At 39.3% G+C, this 1,060-nt stretch carries 3 tRNA genes and 1 rRNA gene; all 4 read left to right on the top strand.

Features of this window, described 5'->3' with window-relative positions:
* Positions 1 to 83: 83 nt before the first annotated feature.
* Positions 84 to 159, top strand: a tRNA-Glu gene (locus tag HC728_RS19625).
* 2 nt (positions 160 to 161) lie between these two features.
* A tRNA-Lys gene (locus tag HC728_RS19620) sits at positions 162 to 237 on the top strand.
* A 61-nt stretch (positions 238 to 298) separates the two neighbouring features.
* Positions 299 to 374: transfer RNA gene (locus tag HC728_RS19615), tRNA-Val, on the top strand.
* A gap of 548 nt (positions 375 to 922) precedes the next feature.
* Positions 923 to 1,060, top strand: a 23S ribosomal RNA gene (locus tag HC728_RS19610); the annotation flags it as partial.

Below are 1,060 nucleotides of genomic sequence, written 5' to 3'. Positions count from 1 at the left end.
CGATTTATGAGTGTTCACACAGATTGATTAGGTTAAAAACGTAAAGAAGCAATGAAGATGCCCAACATCTTCAAATATCCAGTGTCCCGTTCGTCTAGAGGCCTAGGACACCGCCCTTTCACGGCGGTAACAGGGGTTCGACTCCCCTACGGGATACCATTGGGTCGTTAGCTCAGTTGGTAGAGCAGTTGACTTTTAATCAATTGGTCGCAGGTTCGAATCCTGCACGACCCACCATTCTTTCCACAGAGAATGGGTTTATTCTTGATAGAGTCAGGAATAAGTTGAAATACTATGTGGGCGATTAGCTCAGTTGGGAGAGCACCTCCCTTACAAGGAGGGGGTCACTGGTTCGAGCCCGGTATCGCCCACCATTTCATATGGATATACTCTTTAAATATTTTTGGAAGGATTCCAAACCAGTTCAAGAAATTGACCCTGGTTCGGATTTTTGCCGTCTGAGAATGATTAAAAAGTATTTTATCACTACAAAAATAGTGACGTTATACTGCTCTTTAACAATTTGGAAAGCTGACTGATTCAGCTTAATTACAGTTCAGGCTGAGATTAAGTTAAATCAAAATTTAAAAGTTCTTAATATCCTTTGTTTTACTCTGTAAAACGAAGACAACACATTCAAGTGTTCTTGGTATTATTTTGTTTCTACTTTTAAAGTAGAAATAAAGAGCGAATCCGGCGAAAAACCAGAACTCCCTATCTTTTATACAGAGATAGCGACGAGTTCAAACCTTGATTAGTTGAAATACGATCTCAAGTTATTTTTACGCAGTAATTTTATTTTTAGACAAGGCGTTAAGAAATTTATCGAAGGGAGTGTAGCTTGCTACATGACCAAGTAAATTTTGAAAACAACGAAGTATAAAGATAAAAGAACAAGTAAAAAGACCTCTTGGGGTTGTATGGTTAAGTAATTAAGCGTACACGGTGGATGCCTTGGCAGTCAGAGGCGATGAAAGACGTATTAACTTGCGATAAGCCCAGATTAGGTAGTAAAAACCATTTGAGTCTGGGATTTCTGAATGGGGAAACCCACGTGCAT

Source organism: Aliivibrio sp. S10_S31 (genome assembly GCF_014694495.1).
GTDB lineage: Bacteria > Pseudomonadota > Gammaproteobacteria > Enterobacterales > Vibrionaceae > Aliivibrio > Aliivibrio fischeri.
Note: the sequence above shows the minus strand (reverse complement) of the source record. Positions and strands in the feature narration are given on the sequence as shown.